The 15231-nt window shown below is 35.3% G+C and carries 17 protein-coding genes; 6 read left to right on the forward strand and 11 right to left on the reverse strand.

The window, feature by feature from the left end; translation table 11 throughout:
* Window positions 1-224: 224 nt before the first annotated feature.
* The 3 genes from ABYT26_RS08835 (at window position 225) to rlmB (ending at window position 3234) form a co-directional block, all read left to right on the forward strand.
* Window positions 225-2165 carry an ABC-F family ATP-binding cassette domain-containing protein gene (locus ABYT26_RS08835; RefSeq protein ID WP_372752976.1) on the forward strand — a complete coding sequence of 647 codons (1941 nt, stop codon included), beginning with the start codon at window positions 225-227 and terminating at the stop codon, window positions 2163-2165.
* A gap of 27 nt (window positions 2166-2192) precedes the next feature.
* Window positions 2193-2336: a DUF418 domain-containing protein gene (locus ABYT26_RS08840; protein ID WP_372753074.1), complete on the forward strand. Its 144-nt coding sequence runs from the start codon at window positions 2193-2195 to the stop codon at window positions 2334-2336.
* A 157-nt stretch (window positions 2337-2493) separates the two neighbouring features.
* Entirely contained in the window at window positions 2494-3234 is a 741-nt protein-coding gene (gene rlmB, locus ABYT26_RS08845; protein ID WP_372752978.1) for a 23S rRNA (guanosine(2251)-2'-O)-methyltransferase RlmB, read from the forward strand.
* 340 nt (window positions 3235-3574) lie between these two features.
* Here the strand turns inward: rlmB and ABYT26_RS08850 are convergent, their stop codons facing one another.
* From ABYT26_RS08850 to ABYT26_RS08865, 4 genes are all read right to left on the reverse strand, one after another.
* Window positions 3575-4660, reverse strand: a complete 1086-nt coding sequence (locus tag ABYT26_RS08850; RefSeq protein ID WP_372752980.1) for a 3-oxoacyl-ACP synthase III family protein — start codon at window positions 4658-4660, stop codon at window positions 3575-3577.
* 252 nt (window positions 4661-4912) lie between these two features.
* The gene (locus ABYT26_RS08855) at window positions 4913-5467 is read right to left on the reverse strand and encodes a chalcone isomerase family protein (RefSeq protein ID WP_372752982.1); all 555 of its coding nucleotides are present in this window, start codon (window positions 5465-5467) and stop codon (window positions 4913-4915) included.
* 36 nt (window positions 5468-5503) lie between these two features.
* Complete coding sequence (locus ABYT26_RS08860) at window positions 5504-5797, reverse strand: PQ-loop domain-containing transporter (RefSeq protein ID WP_372752984.1); 294 nt, start codon at window positions 5795-5797, stop codon at window positions 5504-5506.
* Window positions 5798-5813: 16 nt separating this feature from the next.
* Complete coding sequence (locus ABYT26_RS08865) at window positions 5814-7052, reverse strand: mechanosensitive ion channel family protein (RefSeq protein WP_372752986.1); 1239 nt, start codon at window positions 7050-7052, stop codon at window positions 5814-5816.
* 117 nt (window positions 7053-7169) lie between these two features.
* Here ABYT26_RS08865 and ABYT26_RS08870 point away from each other — a divergent pair, with 117 nt between their 5' ends.
* Window positions 7170-8453: a M64 family metallopeptidase gene (locus ABYT26_RS08870; RefSeq protein WP_372752988.1), complete on the forward strand. Its 1284-nt coding sequence runs from the start codon at window positions 7170-7172 to the stop codon at window positions 8451-8453.
* Between the two features lie 74 nt (window positions 8454-8527).
* On the opposite strand, the gene ABYT26_RS08875 is transcribed toward ABYT26_RS08870, so the two are convergent.
* Window positions 8528-8863 (reverse strand): DUF6249 domain-containing protein, encoded by a 336-nt coding sequence (locus ABYT26_RS08875; RefSeq protein ID WP_372752990.1) that lies wholly within the window; start codon window positions 8861-8863, stop codon window positions 8528-8530.
* A gap of 334 nt (window positions 8864-9197) precedes the next feature.
* Here ABYT26_RS08875 and ABYT26_RS08880 point away from each other — a divergent pair, with 334 nt between their 5' ends.
* On the forward strand, window positions 9198-9773 hold the full coding sequence (locus ABYT26_RS08880) for an RNA polymerase sigma factor (protein ID WP_372752992.1): 576 nt from the start codon (window positions 9198-9200) through the stop codon (window positions 9771-9773).
* Window positions 9774-9800: 27 nt separating this feature from the next.
* On the forward strand, window positions 9801-10226 hold the full coding sequence (locus ABYT26_RS08885; protein ID WP_372752994.1) for a hypothetical protein: 426 nt from the start codon (window positions 9801-9803) through the stop codon (window positions 10224-10226).
* A 72-nt stretch (window positions 10227-10298) separates the two neighbouring features.
* Here the strand turns inward: ABYT26_RS08885 and ABYT26_RS08890 are convergent, their stop codons facing one another.
* The 6 genes from ABYT26_RS08890 to ABYT26_RS08915 all read right to left on the reverse strand — a co-directional run bounded on the left by ABYT26_RS08890 (window position 10299) and on the right by ABYT26_RS08915 (window position 15131).
* Window positions 10299-10673: a DUF3127 domain-containing protein gene (locus ABYT26_RS08890; RefSeq protein WP_372752996.1), complete on the reverse strand. Its 375-nt coding sequence runs from the start codon at window positions 10671-10673 to the stop codon at window positions 10299-10301.
* A 20-nt stretch (window positions 10674-10693) separates the two neighbouring features.
* Entirely contained in the window at window positions 10694-11131 is a 438-nt protein-coding gene (locus ABYT26_RS08895; RefSeq protein WP_372752998.1) for a peptidylprolyl isomerase, read from the reverse strand.
* Window positions 11132-11479: 348 nt separating this feature from the next.
* A complete protein-coding gene (locus ABYT26_RS08900; RefSeq protein ID WP_372753000.1) occupies window positions 11480-12181 on the reverse strand; it encodes an FKBP-type peptidyl-prolyl cis-trans isomerase in 702 nt (233 codons plus the stop codon).
* Between the two features lie 28 nt (window positions 12182-12209).
* Entirely contained in the window at window positions 12210-12812 is a 603-nt protein-coding gene (locus ABYT26_RS08905) for an FKBP-type peptidyl-prolyl cis-trans isomerase (RefSeq protein WP_372753002.1), read from the reverse strand.
* A 155-nt stretch (window positions 12813-12967) separates the two neighbouring features.
* Window positions 12968-13639: a tRNA (5-methylaminomethyl-2-thiouridine)(34)-methyltransferase MnmD gene (gene mnmD / locus ABYT26_RS08910; RefSeq protein WP_372753004.1), complete on the reverse strand. Its 672-nt coding sequence runs from the start codon at window positions 13637-13639 to the stop codon at window positions 12968-12970.
* The gene (locus tag ABYT26_RS08915; RefSeq protein WP_372753006.1) at window positions 13614-15131 is read right to left on the reverse strand and encodes an MATE family efflux transporter; all 1518 of its coding nucleotides are present in this window, start codon (window positions 15129-15131) and stop codon (window positions 13614-13616) included. Before ABYT26_RS08915 ends, mnmD begins: the two co-directional genes overlap by 26 nt.
* Between the last annotated feature and the right edge of the window lie 100 nt (window positions 15132-15231).

Raw genomic sequence — 15231 nt, forward strand, 5'->3', positions numbered from 1 at the left:
TGCAAATGTAATTTTTTTTCTAAACTCATCAAATGATATTTCTTAGGCATAGTGTAAATTATCACTTATGCTTATTGGCTTTTTTTACGAAGGAAGCTTTTCTGTGTCTCCAGAGAATACAAGATAGTAGCACGTGCAGAATGAATGCATTTGCTGATTAATGATTAGAGATTAGTGAGAACTGTTGTTATCTTTGTCGTTCGAACAGAAAAATATGAATAAGTATGATCTCGATTAACAATCTTACGGTTGAATTTGGTGGCTTTACCCTTTTTAAGCAAGTTAGTTTTATTGTCAATTCGCGCGATAGAATTGGGTTGGTAGGAAAAAATGGGGCTGGAAAATCAACTTTATTGAAAATATTTTCTGGTTTTCAGCTTCCTACCTCAGGAACGGTATCATTGCCCAATGAGATTAAAATTGGCTATTTGCCTCAGCAGGTGAATCATATCGATGGAAATACGGTAATGGAAGAGGCTCTGTCGGCTTTCGAAGAGGTATTGAATTTGGAAAAGGAAATTGCTAAAATTAATGAGGAGATTGCAGAACGAACCGATTATGAATCGGATGAATACATGAAATTGATTGGCCGTCTTAGCGATAAAAACGATCGTTACCATATGATGGGTGGCGATAATATTGATGCTGAAGCAGAGCGTACTTTGTTTGGTTTGGGTTTCATGAGAAGTGATTTTACTAGACAAACTACTGAATTTAGTGGAGGTTGGAGAATGCGTATAGAATTGGCAAAAATTCTTTTGCGCCGCCCCGATGTATTTCTACTCGATGAACCTACCAACCATTTGGATATTGAATCCATTCAATGGTTGGAAGATTTTTTGAAAACTTATCCAGGAGCAGTTGTTTTGGTTTCTCACGATAGGGCATTTCTAGATAATATTACCAATAGAACAGTTGAGATTTCTGTTGGAAAAATATACGATTACAAGGTTCCCTATTCGCAATATGTAGTTTTGCATGCCGAGAGGCGTGAACAACAAATGAAAGCTTATGTCAATCAGCAAAAGCAGATAAAGGATACTGAAGATTTTATTGAACGATTTCGCTATAAAGCTACAAAATCGGTTCAGGTTCAGTCTCGTATCAAGCAATTGGAGAAGATTGAACGAATTGAGATTGATGAGGAAGATAGTTCTAAATTGAGTTTGAAATTTCCTCCAGCACCCCGATCAGGAGATTTGGTTTGTGAGGTTAAAAATTTGAGTAAAGCCTATGGCGATCATTTGGTACTAAACCAGCTTGAATTTGTTATTGAAAGAGGAGAAAAACTTGCCTTTGTAGGAAAAAATGGGGAAGGAAAGTCGACTTTAGTAAAAATTCTTATGGGAGAATTGGAACATACAGGAAGCTGTAAGATTGGTCACAATGTTAAAATCGGCTATTTTGCTCAAAACCAAGCCTTATTACTCGATGAGAATAAATCGGTATTTGAGACAATCGATGATGTAGCGGTTGGTGATGTTAGAACAAAAATTCGTGATATACTCGGATCATTTATGTTTCGGGGAGAGGATATTGATAAGAAAGTGAAAGTGTTATCGGGGGGGGAACGTTCTCGTTTGGCGATGATTCGTTTACTGCTGGAGCCAGTGAATCTTTTGGTGCTCGATGAGCCTACTAATCACCTGGATATGAGATCAAAAGATGTGTTGAAAGAAGCTTTGAATCAGTTTGATGGAACCGTAATTGTCGTGTCTCACGATCGTGAGTTTTTGAATGGTTTGTCTTCAAAAGTATATGAGTTTACCAATAAAAAAATAAAAGAGCATCTTGGCGGAATTTACGATTTTCTGCAAAGTAAGAAAATGGATTCCTTAAAGGAATTAGAGGTAAACAATACCATTTCTGTGGTGCAGGCTGATGTAGTTCCTTCTGATAATAAGTTAAATTATTTGGAGCGAAAAGAAATGAGTAAGAAAATTTCCAAGGTGGAAAGAGCCATTTCGACGTGTGAAGCAAATATTTCTCGATTCGAAGATCAGATAGCTGAAATGGAAGCACTACTGGCAAAACCTGAAAATATGCAAGACCATTCGGTATTTGCAAAGTATGAAAAAGCAAAAAAAGATCTTGAGAACGAAATGCTGAACTGGGAGAATCGTAATGAAGAATTGGAACAGTTAATTGCCGAGAAGGGGGAATAAATAGGTTTTATTTTGCTTTACCAATGAATAGTTGAGGCTTTTTTTACAAAAGCAGCCGAAGCAGTTGGTCGAATGGCTTTTACAAACTACCTTTGCGAATCCATGATTTGTTCCATCAGTTTTTATCCTAATGGTTTTGAGTGCTTAACATATAGCTCTAAATCAGTATAAATACTTGATTTTGTGGATGGAAATAGTTCAAGTGAAACTAGCCTTTGTGGGGCAGAATAGTATAAAAAGGGAACATTTTGATGTTTGTGGCAATGAGGTACGAAGGAGAAAACCAAAGTGCTTACTGATTGTAAAATACCAACAAGTAAATTGATCGATGGCTAAACAAAGACAGGAAATGTTGTTCGGAATAAGAGCAACAATGGAAGCAATAAAAAGTGAAAAAGAAATTGAAAAAGTACTCATCCGTACTGGTTTGTCGGGTGCTTTGTTTCAAGAATTATTTGATTTAATTCGAGAAAAAGGTGTTGAATATCAATTTGTTCCAGTAGAGAAATTGAATTCACTCGATCAACACAATAATCAAGGTGTAGTAGCTTTGATTGTTCCTATTCCATATCAGGAGATTGAAGAAATTGTGCCTGAATTATTCTCACAGGGAAAAACGCCATTGATTCTGATTTTAGATCAGATTACTGATGTTCGTAATTTTGGTGCAATTGCTCGTTCAGCCGAGTGTGCAGGAGTGCATGCTATTGTGATTCCGTTTAAAAACTCGGCTAAAATTACTCCTGATTCAATTAAAACATCAGCAGGAGCATTGTATAACATTCCAGTTTGCAGAGTTCAAAATTTAAAAACGCTAACTCGTAACTTAAAGAAAGAAGGAATTCGTATTGTCGCAGCTACCGAGAAGGCTGAGACAGTATACACCGAAGGTGATTTTAGCTTGGCCACTGCTATTATTATGGGATCGGAAGATGTAGGTATTGACGATTCTTTATTGCGCTTGGCTGATGAACAGGTAAAAATACCGATTAAAGGATCGATTGAGTCTTTGAATGTTTCAGTTGCCGCCTCCTTAATGGTTTACGAAGCTGTTCGACAAAGAGGTTAGTCTTTTTCAAAAATAGGATACAAAGCCAGAGAATATTCTCTGGCTTTTTTATTGATACATATTTTTTATTTATCTCAGGTTGAGCATTTGTTCTAAAAAATAATTACCCGAATCAATAAATCGATCCGGGTAACTGTCTATAGTAATTTTAGGGTTAGAATGCAGTTTGACTCTGACTTCTGAATGTTGTCTATCTCCTCTATATCTATTGCCCTTTCACATTTCAAATTCAGTACGGCTAATTTGCTAAAATTAATTTGCTAATGCAAGCCTTTTTGTAATTTATTTATGGAGTAATAAAAAGAGGATTTTTCTTTTTAATATTCCTATAATAACCTGATTATACTTTATAAACAAAAGAATTAATGTTCATTCCAGCACCTACCGAAGCAAAAACAATATGATCACCTTTATTAAGTTTGTGATCTACTAATTGATCTTTGATAATTTGATCGTAAAGAATGGGTACTGTTGCTACTGAGTTGTTTCCCATTTCCTGAATAATCATTGGCATAATTTTATCTGGAATTTCTTTTTCTTTATATAAACGGAACAAACGTTTAGCAATGGCTTCATCCATTTTTTCGTTAGCCTGGTGAATCAAAATTTTCTTGATGTCTTTGATATCCAAGCCAGCTTTATCGATGCTTTCCTTTACAACACCTGGAACGTTAGTTATTGCATATTCGTAAATCTTACGACCATACATTTTAATGAATAAACTGTTGCTGTTTCCTTCAAATTCGGCATTGTCTGAAATATCAGCACGCAAAAAATAGGCTTCGTTTTTGGTATGGGTTCTCATAGCATGAGATAAGATTCCCGACATTTCTTCGCCTTCACATGCTTCGAGGATAGCAGCACCAGCTCCATCCGAATAGATCATACTGTCTCTATCAAATGGATCACAAACTCTGGATAAGGTTTCAGATCCAATCACCATGATTCTCTTTGCATCTCCCGACTTGATAAAATAGTTGGCCTGAATCATAGCTTGAATCCATCCTGGACATCCGAAAAGTATATCGTAAGCTATGGTTTTAGTATTTTCAATCTGAAGAAGGTTTTTTACTTTTGCTGCCAAACAAGGAAGTTGGTTGGTTAGTGTAGCGTTAGGTTTTACATCTCCAAAATTGTGAGCGACTATAATGTAGTCTAAACTCTCTTTATCTATTTTTGAGGATTCCAATGCATTTTTTGCTGCTAAATAAGCAAGATCAGAATTTACTTGCTCAGGAGAGGCATATTTTCGTTCTTCAATGCCTGTTATATCCTTAAATTTCTCAATAATTTGTTTCGTAGGAGTTTCAATTTTCTGACCATTAGGTTCGAAAAAATCATAACTCAAAAAATGTTCATTTTTTATTTGAACAGTTGGGATGTAACTACCTGACCCAACAATTTTCGAAAATATTTTGGTACTCATTGTTCTTGTTTTTGTTTCAAATAATTGATGTGCTCATTTTACTAGGAACACAAAATTTTCTTAAGTGTCAATTTATTGATAAGTTGTAAACTCAACTTATTGCTATGAGCGTGCGGCTAAGTTAGATATTTATTTTAATATGGGTGTTTTTTCACATTTATTTTAAAAGGAATGCCATGTCTCAACCTGTAAAAAAAGAGGAGGAAATATTCTGAAAAAAATGTCTAGAATAGTTTTTTCGTGGTGCTGCAATTACTCTAATAGGTTCTTTTTCAGATTTTTGTCAACGGGGGTATTGCATAGCCATATTCCAAATAAAGCTTGTTTAAATGCTAGCCCACGAATGTTTTGTTGCAATTTCCCATTTTTGTATATCTGAGTGCCTTCAGAAGGCAAATAAACGAATTCAAATACATCTTTTTTCTCAATGCTATTTTGAAATACAGAAATGAAATCTTCAATTTCTTGCTTTATGTTTTCCATCTCACCACTGGTGGAGTTGGTAAAACCTTCCCTACATGCTTTCTCCATTTTTTCAGATGTAATTAGGCCTGAAATAATTTCCAGTCGAATAGCCATGTTTTCATCATTATTTATGATTTTCGTAGCATCTTTCATTTTATGAGAAAGATACAGTCCCATGGCATACATGTCCATCCAGAGCTTCACACGTGTTCCAGCTCCTTCGAGTTGCAACTGTTGATTATTAACAAGCATTTGATCGGGAAGTTCTACTCTTCCAACTTTGGTTTGTGAGAAGCAAAATAAGCTGGAAAATACGAGTAAAAGTGTGAGTGCTTTTTTCATTTTTAGGTTGTTAGGTGTTGTGGTAGTATTTTTTGCTTAGCTATATATTAATTTTGCGTAGCATAGGTAAAAAGTGGCAATAATATTTACTAAATAATTTAGCCATAGAGGGTATTGACGTTTGTCCGATTTTAAATCTCCATTTACAATATAGATAAAAGTAAAGAGGACACCAAAAGCCCACATCAGAAGAAAGGGCCAATTAAAGCTTCCAACATCATGTGTTTTATAGGTTTGAACCACTTGAGGAATAACCCCAATGCTTAAAATGATATTGCCGAACCAGCCTAATGATTCGAAGAAATCGAACTTGTCGAATATTTTTTTCATAAGTATTTGTAAGATATTAATTAGTTAATTTTTTGAAGTCATCTCCGGTTGGATTTTGGAATATTTTTAGATTGAATTCGGGTACAATAGCGAAAATATGATCGAATATATCAGCTTGAATGGCTTCATATTTCGCCCATTCCTGATCATTCGAGAATACGTATATTTCCAAAGGCAAACCTTTTTCCGAAGCTTGTAGTTGTCGCACCAGAAAAGTCATTTCTTTATTGACTTTTGGATTTTCAAACAAGTATGCCTCAACGTATTTTCTGAATGTGCCAACATTGGTTAATCTTCTCTGATTCACAGAAATTTCTCCTTCGGGATTATTCTCTTGAATTTCTTTTTTCTTTTCCGCCATATAATCTTTCAACAAGTGAATCTGTTCAAATTTTTTAATTTCATCATCGCTTAAAAAGTGAATGGACTTAACATCTAGGTTGATGTGTCGCTTTATTCGTCTTCCTCCAGATTCTTCCATTCCTTTCCAGTTGTTAAAGGATTCAGAAACCAACGAATAGGTAGGAATAGTACTAATGGTTTTGTCCCAGTTTTGCACCTTTACGGTGTTCAAACTAATGTCGATAACCGTTCCGTCAGCTCCTTTTGAAGGCATGGAAATCCAATCTCCAATATTTACCATTTTATTGGCTGAAAGCTGAATAGAAGCTACGAATCCGAGAATGGTATCCTTAAAAATTAAGAGGATAACAGCGGCAAAGGCTCCCATTCCTGCGATGATTTTGAAAGGATCTTTATGAAAGAAAAGTGCCGTTACTGATATGATTCCTAAGGCATAGAAAAAGATTTTTATAATTTGAAGATAACCTTTGATTGGTCTGGATCTGCTAATGGGAAGCGTATTGTAAATGTCATTTCCTGCGCTTAAAAAGGTATCGATTAGTAGTAGTGATAAAATAACCATGTAAACATAGGATCCGTTTTGAACGAATTGTTGTAAAGTTTCATGATCGATCATTTCAGCACTAAAATAGATGATGGAAGCAGGAGCGAAATGTGCTATTTTAGTGAAAACTTTTCGCTCCAATAAAATGTCATCCCAGCTTGTTTTTGTTTTTCGGACCAGTTTGGTAATAATAGTAATGAGAATTCTTTTTGCTATAATATCAGATATCCAAGCGGCTAGTATAACGATAATACTGGCAATAGCCGATTGAAAAATAACCGACCAGTATTCACTTATTCCTGCGTTAATCAACCAGTTTTTTAATTGAACGCCTAAGAGTTCTTTCATGGGGTAAAGATGTTTTAATTTAATTAGAAAGCTAAGATATCCTTTCCTAGCTGGAAAATGAAAGTGAACTTCATAATATTTTGTAATTTTAGGAACTAAACATTAAAAATTGGTTACATGGCTACAAAATCGATAGTTTTTATTATTCTAATTACCTTATCACGAGTTTGTTGTGGGCAGAGTGGATTTGAAAAATATTTTGAAGATAAAAGTCTCCGCATTGACTACATGATGGCTGGAGATTTTGATTCGCAAGCGGTTTTTTTTAAGGATATTAAAGAAGAACCCTTTTGGGGAGGAAGTACAAGTAATTTAGTAGATCGATTTGGTTATGGGAATTACTGTTTTGAATTATACGATTTAAAATCTGGAGAATTAATTTATTCAAAAGGATTTAATTCCTTGTTCCAAGAATGGCAATCGACAGCTGAGGCTAAAGAGATTAAGAAGGCATTCTATCAGGTAAATGTGATGCCTTATCCGAAAAATTCTGTGCGTTTTGTTCTGAAATCCAGAAAATGGGATGGAAATAGAGAGAAAATTTGGGAGTATACAATCGATCCTACGAATTATTTTATTACCGAGGAAAAGCCTCAAGCAATTCCTTTCACAAAAATAATGGGAGAGGGCGATCCTGCAACAAGTGTTGATATTGCTTTCATTGCGGAAGGTTATACGGCAAAAGAAATGGATAAATTTAAAGCCGATGCGAAACGTGTTGCGGGCTATTTGTTGGATGTTCCACCATTTGATCGTTATGCCGATCGTTTTAATATTTATGCCATTGAATCTGTTTCTGAAGAATCGGGAACAGATATTCCTGGAGAGAATATTTATAGGAATACTGTGGTAAATACTACTTTTTACACCTTCGACGTAGATCGATACTTAACTACCTTCGATATTAAATCATTGCACGATATTTCGGCTAATGTTCCTTACGATCAGATTTTTGTGCTGATTAATACCGATAAGTACGGAGGTGGTGGTTTTTACAATTACTATTCCAGTTGTTCTGCCGATAATGCTTTATCCTACGAAGTGTCGAGTCATGAGTTTGGGCATGGTTTTGCTGGCTTGGCCGATGAGTACTACTCTTCGGAAGTTGCATACGATGGATATTATAATTTAGAAGTAGAGCCTTGGGAACCCAATATTACTACACTTGTTCATTTCCATGAGAAATGGGAAAACATGTTGAGCGATACCGTTCCTGTTCCTACTCCTAGAAGCAAAAAGTACGAAGGGAAAATTGGTGTATTCGAAGGAGGTGGATATTCGGCAAAGGGAATTTATTCTCCAGCTCAGGATTGTAAAATGAAATCGAATAGAATGAAGCATTTTTGCCATGTCTGCGAAAAAGCAGTTGAGGAGGTAATTCGTTTTACAATAGGTGAGTAAAACTTGGTTTTTTAGAAAATAATTAAAAAATGCGCTCCGTTTGGAAGCGCATTTTTTGCAAGGAGGAAATCAATTTAATTTTCTTCCTGGTGTCTTTTCGCAAGTGAATAGAAGATTAGTAAGGCTAAACCTCCGAATAAAAAAATCATCGAAAAGTAGGATACTTCATCATTCAAATTGGTGTTGGCGGCTAAAATATTGCCTATAAGAATTCCTATTGCCAGACCTATTAGTACAACACCATATTTTAAACTGTCTAAAGTTCTGCATTTTTTCTCACCCTGAAGAAGACTGATATCCATTCCTTTTTCGATTAAAGCTTTTCTTTCTCTGTGTCGGTGTACTAAATAGACCACCAAGGGAATGACTCCAAATACGGAAATGATTGCGACTACTCCTGTTATATCCATGATTTACTTTTTAAAATGAAACAACGATTATTTTGTTGATTGAGTATGAAAACCAGAACTTGGTTTTTGTATTCAACCTTATGACGCTAAGTTCTGAAATTGGGTTACACTATTTTGAAAATATTTTTCAGAGGACGAATATTTAATTTGAATGAGATTACTTCCCTAAAATGAATTATAGTTCTGCATGTAACCGAATAGAGATTTGACGCGTCTAAGTTGTAGTTGATTTCATTTTTAGAGAATTAATAATTGAATTAAAGCAACAATAGGAATGGAAATCAGGTCTTTTAATTGATTTGTAGTTTCAAATTAATGTACATGTGTGGGTTCTATGAAGTTTAAATCGGATACTTACTATATCGCCAAAATAAAAGAGGGAGATCCCGGAGCGTATGCTTTTCTTGTGAATAAGCACAAGAAGATGGCTTTTAATGTGGCCTTGCAATTAATGGGAAATCGTGAGGATGCAGAGGAAATTGCTCAGGATGCCTTTTTGAAAGCTTATCAGGCTTTGGATCGATACAAAGAAGAGTCGAAATTTTCGACTTGGGTCTACCGAATCATATACAATACAGCCATATCCCGGTTACGCAAAAAGAAGGTTGATGTACGTTCTATTGATGATGATTTTACGGCCTCGGTAAATGTTCAATCAACACAGTCTTCTTTTCAGGATTTACGAAGGGAGGAACGCAAAAGATATCTGGCCATAGCCTTACAAGGCTTAAAAGGTAATGAAAGTAGTTTGATTAGTTTGTTTTATTTGGATGAAAAATCGATTGAAGAGATCTGTATAATTACGGGTTTAAGTGCTTCCAATGTGAAAGTAAAATTGTTTCGGGCCAGAAAAAAGCTTTACCTGCAGTTGGAATTGGCTTTAAAGGACGAATTAAAAACGATAATGTAGCTTATTAAAATATAAAATTAAATTCAGATGAGTAAAAAAGAAGAAATCTATCAGGATAATTTTATAAGAAAATTGATGAAGGATGTTGAACTCGAAGAACCGTCTGATCAATTTACCAATAAGGTGATGGATGGTGTAATGCAGGATTGGCTTGCTAAACCGATTGAAATATCAAAACCTGTTTCAAAAAGTCAGTGGATTTGGATGAGTGGATTGATTTTTATTTTAGGACTAATCTTACTGGGAACTGATGTGAGAACTTTAATCAGTCAGGTTGATAATACATTTTTAGCTCAGGTAGATGTGTTATTTTTACAGCCGCTTCATCAAATTTTGTTTCGGGTTGCTCAATCTCTAATTCAACTTCCAATTTTAGTTTACATTATTGCTGTTTCATTGGGAGTATTGGTTGTTTTCGACTGGTTTGCGAAAAGAAGTTTCCAATACCGATAGTTGTAGTCAGGCTAGGTATTCATATGATTTTTTCAAAAAAAAACCGCACTCTTGGTGCGGTTTTTAATGTATTTAAAATGGTAGATCATCTTCTTCAGGAGCAGGAGGAACGTCATCGGCTCTGAATTCTGGCATTTCAGGAACGGCAGAAGCTCCAGTTTGAATTTTTTCAATTCTCCATGCTTCAAGGTTTGAGAAATAGTTTACTTTTCCGTCTTTTTCCCATTTTCGACCACGAACATTAAAAGAAACTTTAATTTCATCATTTAAAGAAACTGTTTCTAATAAATCGCAACGATCCTGTGTTAATTGAAATTTGATGAAATCATTCCAATCAGAATTTCTTTCATTTTCAACCTCAATAACAAATTCTCTTTTTTTGAAACGATCGCTAATGGATTGAGTATCCTCTTTCACGATCATTTTCCCATTAATTTCAAAATTCATAATGTTCTGTATATTTGATATTACTCTTTTACGATTACAATTTTATCGATGCTATCACCTGCACGTATTGCATCGATAACTTCTAATCCATTAACAACTTTACCAAAACAAGTATGCTGGCGATCCAGGTGTGAAGTATTTTCGCGACCGTGGCAAATGAAAAATTGGGATCCGCCAGTGTTTCTTCCGGCATGAGCCATTGAAAGAACACCTCTGTCGTGATATTGATTTTCTCCGTTCAATTCACAGTCAATAGAATAGCCAGGTCCTCCAGCTCCAGTTCCATCAGGACAACCTCCCTGAATTACAAAGTTAGGAATTACCCTGTGAAAAGTAAGTCCATCGTAGAATCCCGATTCAGATAAGTTGACGAAGTTCTCAACAGTTTTAGGAGCATCTTTTTCGTAGAATTCTACTTTCATAACTCCTTTTTCGGTATGAATCTCAGCGTACATCATTTTTGTTTGTTTTAATTATTTCTTATTAAATCTCAATGCAATGACATTTTTGTCTTCCAGCTTTCAACTGACAGAGGAGATTGAGATGTTCTTCTTTTTTAATGAAAAATAGTTTTTGTGAAATGGAAAGGATAGAGTTTGATATGTGTCAAAATAAAGCTATCTACTTGTATATTATCCATTTTTCTCAAAACAAGATTTTAAATTTACAACAATGCTATTGTAGTTGCAAAAGATTGCAAATCTAAAAAAAGATTCTTTTCCAAAAAAGAAAAAAGAACCCCTTCTGGAAAATACCAAAAGGGGTAATGTTTTTAATAAATTGTCCTAATTGAGACCTTGCTTCAATTAGTTCTTTTTTTCATCGGTTACGATATCTAATAGCTCAACTTCAAAAATTAAAGTTTCGTTTGCTTTGATATCAGCACCCATTGCACGAGGTCCATAAGCTAGGTTCGAAGGAATAAAAAGTTCCCATTTTGAACCAACAGGCATTAATTGTAATGCTTCGGTCCATCCTTTAATCACACGATTTGCAGCAAAAGTTGCTGGCTCGTTTCTTTTGTATGATGAATCGAATTCTGTTCCGTCAATGGTTGTTCCTTTGTAATTAACGGTTACCTTATCAGTAGCAAGAGGTTTTGCTCCATCTCCTTCGTTAATAATACGATATTGTAGTCCGCTAGCAGTAACAACAACGCCTTCTTTTGTTTTATTTTCTTCTAGGAATTTTTGTCCTTTAGCTAAGTTTTCAGCGCCAATTTTTTCTTGAATTCCTTTGATGTAGTTATTGATGATTGAATTTCCTTCTTGAGGAGAAATAACTAATGAATCTTTATCAAGAGAAGCATAAATAGCTGCCATAAGAACTTCTTCGTTCAATTCTGTAAGACCGTTGCGCTCAAGATTGGTTCCAAAGCTAGCACCAAGGCTGTAGCTTACAGAGTCAATTTCGTTGTTAATAGCAACATCTTTATTTCTTGTTTGATTACAAGAAGCTAATGTGATTAGTCCTAGGCCAAACACAAATGATAGTACTTTTAATTTCATTCTTGTTTATTTGTTATGGTTAGTATGATTATACGATTTCAAGTAATTCAACTTCAAAAATTAGAGTTGTGTGTGGTCCAATAAGGTTTCCTGCACCTTGCGCTCCATAAGCTAAGTCCGAGGGAACATACAATTTCCATTTCGATCCTATAGGCATTAATTGTAGAGCTTCAACCCATCCTCTAATTACTCCATTAACTGGGAATACAGCTGGTTCGCCTCTGTTTACAGAGCTGTCGAATACAGTGCCATCAAGTAGAGTTCCATGGTAGTGACATTTCACGCTATCTGAACCTTTGGGAATGTCTCCCTTTCCTTCTGTAATAATCTCATATTGCAGACCGCTTTCAAGTTTTACAACACCTTCTTTTTTGGCATTTTCATCCAAAAACTCTTTTCCTGCAGCAACAGCTTTTCCTGCTTGTTCCTCTTGTATTTTTCCAAAGAATTCTTGAAGGATTTTATTGGCTTCTTCAGGAGATAATTCTGGCATTTTACCATTAAAAGCAGCATCCAATGCATCCATGAAAGGTTCAACGCTAATGGTTTTAACTCCGGAGGTTATTAAATTACTTGCAATGCTTAAGCCAAGGCAATAGCTTACCTTATCTTGATCTTCTGTATACTTCATTCTAATATAATCTATTTATTAAATAATTTCGTTTGTATTTATGATCAGTAAAATCATAAGAAAGCGACTAAGGTAAAGCTTTTCTCTTAGAATATCGAGAATCAGCTTGTAATTAACCTTTTTTTGCATTTGTATAAAATTTAGAACTGCTGATTCTATTGTAATTTTTTTGCTCGTAGCATTTGTCTTTTGCCAGGAGGTCCGGGCAAACGTTTTACTACAAAACTTGCTGCTCGTAAAGCTTGTTTGATGATTCCTTTTGTAGAGTAGGTGGTTAAAATACCATCTGGAAGCATGTGCTGATGTAATTTTTCAAAAATATCCTGAGTCCATAAATCGGGTTGGATGTCGGGAGCAAAAGCATCGAAGTAAATCAAATTGTATTTTTCTGGCAGGACTACTTTTCGCAGATCAGCTAGTAGCTTGTTAAGTGTAAAACGATCGGTAATCTTCACTTCTTGGTTCCATTTGGCTTTGTGAAGTTCCAAAAATAATTTTTCGTTTGCGCCTTCAATCTGTTCGCTATAGTTTAAATGTTTAATGTGTTCTTCCTTTATAGGATAGAGTTCAAGTGAATGATAAACGACCTCTCTGTTTTGCTTTTGTGCTTCGAGCAAAGTAAGTAGACAGTTTAGGCCTGTACCAAAGCCGATTTCTAAAATATGAATCGGATTTTGATTACATTCATTAAAACCAGCATTTATATAAACATGCATGGCCTCTTGAATGGCACCATGTGTAGAGTGGTAATGTTCATTCAAATCGGGCACAAAGAGGGTATGCGATCCATCTTCGGTTATTTTAAGTTCTCTTTTTAAGTTTTTCATTCTCGATGGGTTTCATGATGATTGAATTTTGTCGTATTCTGCTTGGAATAATTCGAATCCAAAATCGTTGAAAGGGAAGTGGATTTGTGTTTTCGGGATGTTTATAGAGTAAAAGCAAAAACCACCAAAATAAAATGCTTCCTTTTATGATACTGGAGAGAGTAATTCCCCACCAGACACCAGTTACAGATACCGATTCGGCGGGAATCCAATTCTGAAATTGAGGCAAATAATCTAGTAAGCTGTAGCTGAATAGAAAGGCAAAAGGAATCCGTAAAATATTTCCGATAATTCCTACAAAAGCAGGCGGCATTGCTTTTCCTATGCCATTGAAAGCTCCCGTAGTGGTAATTTCTATAGTCATGAAAACTTGCGAAAAACTAATGATTATCAAGTAAACAATTCCCATTTTAACCACATCTGTTTCCCTACTGTTTAGGAATAAGTTAAAAATGTGATCGCCCCAAAAAAAGAAAAGAAGAGTGCTGATAATTCCTATAAAGCCAGCAATTCCGAGTGTAATAAAAAATCCTTTTTGTATTCTGTACCATTGATTTGCTCCGTAATTTTGGCCAGTGAAAGTTCCCAAAGCTGTTGAAAATCCCGAGGCAGTCATCCACGAAAGTGCTTCTATTTGCGCCCCAATAGATTGAACTGAAAAAGGAATCGGATTTCCTTCAGCGATATTGTTCATTACTCTAGCCAAAAACATGGCTAAAAATGCAAAACTTGTTGATTGAAGTGCTACCGGACCTCCTACTTTTAGTATTGGCATCAGAAATTCTTTCTGGATTTTCCCTAGGTAGTTTTTCACATTTAAAGGGTTCTCTTTGATATGGAGGAAGTAGATAAACAGGATGAATACACACAATTGGGAAATTACAGTGGCAATTCCTGCTCCTGCAGCACCCATTTTAGGAATGGCTCCCCAACCAAAAATGAGAATAGGATCAAGTATGATGTTGATAATTAATCCAAAAGCATTGATCCAAAAAGGGGTTTTTGTGTTGCCTACGCCATTGTAAACTCCCGACATGGTGATATTCGAATACGTAAATGGCATTCCAATGGCAATAATACGAAGGTATTGTAAGGCTGTTTGGTTTACGAAATCATTTTTGATGTTAAAAAGGTTAATGATGGAATCGGCAAATAGCCATGTGCAAAGAGCAAACACAATAGATATTACGAAAGATAAACTGAAGGCATTTCGAGCAAAAGATTGGGCTCGTTCAAGATTTTTTTGACCGATAGATTGGGATACGCCTACTTCTACTCCAATTTTAGTGATAAATAGGAGTGAAGCCCCAAACCAAACCATGTAAAGAGCCATTCCTACAGCACTAACAGTTTCACTGCCCACTTGTCCCAACCAGGCCATGTCGGTCATATTGTAGGCCATTTGTACAAAAGATGTTGCAATAATTGGAATCGCCAGTTTTACTATTTGTGAGAAAATATTCCCACTTGTAAGATCTTTAATTTGATTCACTTTACTTATTTTGATTTTTCTTGAAACAGTTTTGAATGTATTAATTCCCTATTTTCGCAGTGTATTTAGCTTGGTAATACAATTTGATCCGTTTATTTTT

It is taken from the genome of Labilibaculum sp. (assembly GCF_041595635.1).
Taxonomy (GTDB): Bacteria; Bacteroidota; Bacteroidia; order Bacteroidales; family Marinifilaceae; genus Labilibaculum.